The organism is Mesorhizobium sp. M7A.F.Ca.ET.027.03.2.1 (genome assembly GCF_003999175.1).
Classification (GTDB): domain Bacteria; phylum Pseudomonadota; class Alphaproteobacteria; order Rhizobiales; family Rhizobiaceae; genus Mesorhizobium.
In genome coordinates, this window is record NZ_RZOM01000302.1 from 1 (window position 1) to 6,025 (window position 6,025).

The window sequence follows — 6,025 nt, forward strand, 5'->3', positions numbered from 1 at the left end:
TGCGCGATAAGGGGAAGGCTGTCGTCTACATCTCGCATCGCATGGAGGAGATCTTCGAGCTGTGCGACACGGTGACGGTGCTGAAGGACGGCGCACTGGTCGGCACCAGAATGGTGTCCGAGATCACCACCGACGACCTCATCACCATGATGGTCGGACGCGAACTCCAGGACCTTTTTCCCGATCGTACTGATAACAAAGGCGACGAGATCCTGCGCGTCGAGAACTTGCGGATCACCGAGACATCGCGGCCGCTGTCACTGACTTTGCACAAGGGCGAGATCGTCGCCCTGGCCGGACTGGAGGGGCAGGGCCAGCAGCGCTTCCTGAGATCGCTGATCGGCCGCTATCATCCCTCCGCCGGGACGATTTCCGTCAACGGCAAAGCGCTGAAAATGCCGCTCCCGGCATCATCAGGCGTTCGCCATTTGCAGCAGCTGAGGGTCGGCTTCGTTCCAGAGGACCGCAAGGAAGAGGGGCTCTTCCTTGCTTTGCCGATCGCCCACAACATCGCCATCGGATTGCATTCGAGGCGATCCGAACTCGCGCCGGCGCGGCCGTATCGAAACGTGATCGCCCGCATGATGGAGGTCATGAACATAAAGGCGGCAGGGCCGTCCGCGCCGGTCGGCTCCCTGTCCGGCGGCAACCAGCAAAAGGTTCTGCTCGGCCGCTACCTGGCCGCCGATCTCGATCTTCTGCTGGTCGAGGAGCCGACCCGCGGCGTCGACATCGGCGCCAAGTCCGAGATCTACCACCTGCTGCGCGACTTTACCGCCAAGGGCGGCGCCGTGCTGGTGCTGTCGCGCGAGACGATCGAATTGATCGGGCTCTGCGACCGCATCTACGTCGTCCATGACGACACCATCGTTGCCGAAATGCCGGCAGCGCAGGCGACAGAACACAAGATCCTCGACGCGGCCCTGACGGGCGGCTCCGCGCGCCAGCATTAGGGGCCTCCATGCATCGTTCGCTTTTCAACATCCTGAGTGGCCGGAACACGCGGCAAGGCCTGTGGGGCCTGCCACTGCTGGTCGCCTTGCTCATTTCGCTGTGGCTGACCGTCGAGACGACGCAGTTCGCCACGGCCGAGAACCTCTTCAACCTGGTTGCCCAGGCGATGCCGCTGATCATCGCGGCGATAGGACAGCTCGTCGTCGTGCTCATCGGCGGGCTCGACCTGTCGGTCGGCTCGGTCATCAGCTTCACCACCGCGGTGCTGGCGCTCGACCAGCCGGCGATCGTGCTGATCCCGGCGGTCTTCGTGCTGGCGGCACTCATCGGGCTGACCAACGGCCTGGCGATCACCCGCTTCAACGTCCATCCGATCATCGCGACGCTGTCGACGCAGTACATCGTGCTCGGCATCACGCGCATCCTGCGTCCCGTCTCCGGTGGCACCGTGCCGGAGATCGTCATCGATGCCGTCTCGGGCAGTTTCCTCGGCATTCCCTATCCGGTTTTCTGGGGCATCGCCGTGATCCTGGCAGCGTGGAAACTGCTCTACGGATCCCGGTACGGGCTGCATCTGTTTGCGATCGGCGGCGGTATCGCGTCCGGCGCCGAAAGCGCTGCCCGCAATTTCGGCGTCTCCGACCGCCGCAACATTATCCTCGCCTATGTGGTCTGCTCCTGTTTCGCGGCCGCTGCCGGTGTCTTTCTGGCCGGGCGCATCGTGTCGGGCGATCCGAATGTCGGTCTGCTTTTCGAACTCGATACCGTCACCGCCGTGGCGCTCGGAGGCACCCAGCTCTCCGGCGGCATCGGCAGCCTGCACGGCACAGTGATCGGCGCGCTGGTCATGGCGCTGCTGGCTAACGGCATGAACCTCGCCAACGTCTCGCCCTTTGTTCAGACAGCGATCAAGGGCGGCATCCTGCTGGCGGTGGTCGGGTTGCAATCCCGCAAGAAAATGGGGCTCTGAGCGATGGCCGCCGTTCTCGCAAATCCGATCGCCCGGCGTCTGCTGCGCATCCCGCCGTCCTACTTTGTCTTCATCGTGCTGCTGGCGACGCTGTGGATCGCGCGGCCGAACATGCTCAACCTCAACATCATGGGCATCTTCGTCAGGCAGATCGTGCCGCTCGGCATCCTGGTGCTGGGGCAGCTCGTCGTCATGCGGGTGAAGTCGATCGACCTCTCTGGCGGCGGCATCATCCTGCTCATCAACTATTTCATCTCGTCGGGCACTTTCCCCGGCGCGTCGATGCCTTTCTTCGTCGTGCTGGCGCTCGCCACCGGCCTCGTCATCGGCCTGTTCAACGGCTTCATGATCGGCAACCGGCGGGTGTCGGCGGTCATCGTCACGCTGGCGGTCAGCATCATCCTGGTCGGGCTGGTGCAGTTCCTGTCGAGCGGCAATCCGCCCGGCGATGTGCCGAAGCTGTTCAACGACCTATACAACACGAAATTCCTGTCGGTTCCGACGCCGGTGCTGTTCTGGGTCCTGCTGACCGCTTCGGTGTGGCTGCTTCTGTCGCGGACCATCTTTGGCCGCTACGTCGCTTCGGTCGGGGAGAATGCCGAAGCCGCGCATTTTTCCGGCGTGCCGGTCCAGCGCGCGGTCATCCTGGCGCATACGCTCGCCGGCCTGATAGCGGCGATCGCCGCCCTGGTGCAGACCGGTTCCATCGCCGTCGGCAGCGTCCGTATCGGCCTCGACCTGCCGATCCTGGCGGTCGCGGCAACGATCCTCGGCGGCGTCGTCTTCGGTCGTGGCGACGGCGGCGTCTGGGGGCCTTTCTTCGGGGCGCTGTGTTTTGCGCTGCTGTTCGTGGTGATGACGGTGCTCGGCATCGACGAGCCCGGCAAGCTCATCGCGCAGGGCGTCATCATCCTCGGCGCGGCGATCTTCTACGGAGTGCGCGTACGAAACCCCTGATTTGAAACGGCGAAGAGCAAGTGCGCCGGCGTTCAGACAATTGCAAACAGATGGAGAAACATGGATGTCACCGCCAAAAAACATCATGTGCTACGGCGACTCGCTGACCTGGGGCTGGGTTCCGGTCAAGGAAGGGTCGCCGACCTACCGCTACCCTTATGATCAGCGCTGGACCGGTGTGATGGCGGCGGCGCTGGGGGCGGGCTACCACATCATCGAAGAAGGCCTGAGCGCGCGCACGACCTGTCTCGACGACCCCAACGATCCGCGCCTGAACGGGGCGAACTATCTGCCCTCGGCCATCGCCAGCCATCTGCCGCTCGACCTGGTCATCGTCATGCTCGGCACCAACGACACCAAGTCTTATTTCCGCCGGACGCCTTATGAGATCGCCAATGGAATGGCGAAACTGGTCGGGCAGATCCTGACCAGTGCCGGCGGCATCGGCACCCCTTATCCGGCTCCCAAGGCGCTGGTCATTGCGCCGCCGCCGCTGACCCCGATGCCCGATCCGTGGTTCGAGGGCATGTTTGGTGGCGGGCACGAAAAATCCAGGGATCTGGCCAGGCAGTACAAGGCGATGGCGGATTTCATGAAGATCGATTTCCTCAATGCCGGCGATTACCTCACCACGGATGGTGTTGACGGCATCCATTTTACTGCCGGAAACAACGCCGATCTGGGACGCGCCGTCGCCGACAAGGTCAAGTCGATCCTTGAGCCGGGCAAGGTCAGCACTGCCGCCTGAAGCCGCCACGCCCGTCGGCTCGCGGCACACAGGCCTACGGCGCGGGTGTATCGCTCGTTCCTCCGGCGATGCACATCGATACGGGGCCGTTTGGCCCCGTATCGATGTGGCGCTCGACGCCTGCAGACCTGCGTTGATCTAGGGCCTTGTGCCCCGAGGAACATGATCGGCAGACGATTTGGTTTGGCGGTCGAAAACGACCGCCAGGCCGTTCTTCACGGCAAGCGAGGCGACCATGTCGTCGAGTTCGCGATCGGGAATGGCGGGTTTGAGGACCTGCCGGATGGCCCGATAGGCCTGCTCGGTCGACACATAGTCGTAGCGCTTTTTGCGCGCTTCCACATATTGCTCGATGAGAATGCCCAATCGGCGGGCGGCGATGTCATCTGGTTGCTGCAAGGGAGCCTCCTCAGCGTCGATCGTTTGCAGACCCCCGAGATGTAAAAACCCACGCCGCGAAAGTTAAGGCCTGCTGTCGGCTTGAAGCCCAAAAAATCTATTGCCTTCGTTCAACGAACTGCACCGCAGAGTGACATCGTGTCCGAACTGGCACATCGCAGCCGCAAGGCGCGGGTCAACTTGCCCGTCCGAATCCCGACCAAAGCGTGTATTCACAACAGCTCCGACAGAACGGCCATGAAATGGTCGTTCTCCGCTGTCGAGCCGATGCTGACTCGCACATAGGTGTCAAAACCCTGCTGCTTCCACGGCTTGACGATGACGCCGTGACGCAGCAGGCCTTCGACGAAGGCGGAAGCATCTTGCCGGCAGTTGAAGAACAGGAAGTTGCCCCTGGAGGCAGCGACATCGAGGCCCTTGCTCGCCAGGAAAGTCTCGACGCGTTTTCTCTCTGCATTGGCCAGCGCGACGACCCTGGCAAGGTGTTCGTCGTCGGCCAGTGCCGCGAGTGCGGCCGCCTGGGCCATCGCGTTGGCGTTGAAAGGCGTGCGGACGCGATCGAGCAGCGCGCGCAGCTCCGGGTCACCGACGATGCCGAAGCCGATCCGCAATCCGGCCAGACCGAACGCCTTGGAAAAGGTCCGCAGCACGATCCAGGGCCGGCCCAGCTTTTCGAGATAGGGCAGGGACGACGCATAATCGTCGCCCTTGGCATATTCGGCATAGGCTTCGTCGATGACGATCAGCGTCTCGTCGCCGACCGCATCCAGAACCCTCGACAGATCGCCGCCGGAGAGCCAGCTGCCGACCGGGTTCATCGGGTTCGAAAACAGCAGCATGCGCGGCCTTTCGCGCACCGCCTCGACCAGCGCATCGACATTGATGGTGAGATCGCCGTTGACGGCAACGCGTTTGACGGTCGCCCCCATCAGCGTCGCGTAGTCCTCATGCAGCGGGAACGACGGATAGAGGGTGACGACGGCATCGCCGGGCCGCAACACGGCACGGCTGATGACGGAGAGAAGATCTTCGGAACCGTTACCCAGGATAATCTGGCCCTCGGCGACGGCATATTTGTCGCCGATCGCCTGGCGCAGCTTGCGCCCGGCAGGGTCCGGATAGAGGCGGAACATCTCGGAGCCGGCATGCATCGTCGTGGCGAGGGTCGGGCTGGGCCCGAGCGGGTTTTCGTTGGAGCCCAGTTTGGCGATCCTGGCCGGTGCGTATCGCTCCATGACCTCGTCAATGGTCAGCCCGGAATTGTAGGGCGACAAACGGTTGACTTCGGTGCGGACCATGTCCGAGGCTTTCGACACGGGCGGGCTCCTCTGCGGTGGATTTCGTCATCCGTACCGTAGTCGAAATAGTTTGTATATGCTTGTATATGTAACTTGGTCTGATAGTCTCGACGCTGAAGCGGAAACCGACGCCGGCAAGGAGGATCACATGCGCAACGCTTCTCTCTTCGATCTCTCCGGCAGGAAGGCGCTTGTCACCGGCGCAAGCCGAGGCATCGGGCGCAGCATCGCCGAGGCGCTGAGTGCTGCCGGCGCCGACGTCGCGGTCACGGCGCGCAGCCTGGCCTCGCTGGAGGCCACCACGGCAGCCATCCGCGCCGCCGGCGGAGTGGCGCACGCCATCGCTCTCGACGTCACCGATGTCGGCCGCTGCCGGGCGGCAACCGCAGAGGCTGCCAGCCTGCTTGGCGGTCTCGACATTCTCGTAAACAATGCCGGGATGGAGGAGGTGCGGCCCTCGCTCGATGTCGACGAGGCGCTGTGGGACAGGATCGTCGACACGAATCTCAAGGGAGCGTTCTTCTGCGCCCAGGCCGCCGCGCGGCAGATGCGCGACGCCGGCCGTCCTGGTGCCATCATCAATCTGTGCTCGCTGACATCCGAAGTCGGAATCCCCACCGCGGTGCCGTATGGCTCGTCGAAGTCGGGCCTGCTCGGCATGACCCGCGCCCTTGCGGCGGAGTGGGCGGAGCTTGGCAT

Annotated in this window: 7 protein-coding genes; 5 read left to right on the top strand and 2 right to left on the bottom strand. The window is 63.4% G+C overall.

Annotated elements, in window-relative coordinates; genetic code table 11:
• From EN750_RS15200 to EN750_RS15215, 4 genes are all read left to right on the top strand, one after another.
• A partial coding sequence (locus EN750_RS15200; protein WP_145967667.1) for an ATP-binding cassette domain-containing protein occupies window positions 1-953 on the top strand: 953 nt, incomplete at its 5' end.
• Between the two features lie 8 nt (window positions 954-961).
• The gene (locus EN750_RS15205; protein ID WP_127396908.1) at window positions 962-1,924 is read left to right on the top strand and encodes an ABC transporter permease; all 963 of its coding nucleotides are present in this window, start codon (window positions 962-964) and stop codon (window positions 1,922-1,924) included.
• Between the two features lie 3 nt (window positions 1,925-1,927).
• A complete protein-coding gene (locus EN750_RS15210; RefSeq protein WP_127396909.1) occupies window positions 1,928-2,881 on the top strand; it encodes an ABC transporter permease in 954 nt (317 codons plus the stop codon).
• A gap of 64 nt (window positions 2,882-2,945) precedes the next feature.
• Entirely contained in the window at window positions 2,946-3,629 is a 684-nt protein-coding gene (locus EN750_RS15215; RefSeq protein WP_127271777.1) for an SGNH/GDSL hydrolase family protein, read from the top strand.
• Between the two features lie 138 nt (window positions 3,630-3,767).
• Here EN750_RS15215 and EN750_RS15220 read toward each other — a convergent pair whose 3' ends face one another.
• On the bottom strand, window positions 3,768-4,028 hold the full coding sequence (locus EN750_RS15220) for a hypothetical protein (RefSeq protein ID WP_127321364.1): 261 nt from the start codon (window positions 4,026-4,028) through the stop codon (window positions 3,768-3,770).
• A gap of 212 nt (window positions 4,029-4,240) precedes the next feature.
• The gene (locus EN750_RS15225; protein WP_127396910.1) at window positions 4,241-5,344 is read right to left on the bottom strand and encodes a histidinol-phosphate transaminase; all 1,104 of its coding nucleotides are present in this window, start codon (window positions 5,342-5,344) and stop codon (window positions 4,241-4,243) included.
• A gap of 130 nt (window positions 5,345-5,474) precedes the next feature.
• Between EN750_RS15225 and EN750_RS15230 the strand changes: the two genes are divergently transcribed.
• Window positions 5,475-6,025: SDR family oxidoreductase (locus EN750_RS15230; protein ID WP_145967669.1), on the top strand; the 551-nt coding region annotated here is incomplete at its 3' end.

Excerpts from the sequence above, each read along its gene's own strand:
- EN750_RS15205 (WP_127396908.1), top strand. The coding sequence starts at position 962 with ATGCATCGTTCGCTTTTCAACATCCTGAGTGGCCGGAACACGCGGCAA.
- EN750_RS15210 (WP_127396909.1), top strand. The coding sequence starts at position 1,928 with ATGGCCGCCGTTCTCGCAAATCCGATCGCCCGGCGTCTGCTGCGCATC.
- EN750_RS15215 (WP_127271777.1), top strand. The coding sequence starts at position 2,946 with ATGTCACCGCCAAAAAACATCATGTGCTACGGCGACTCGCTGACCTGG.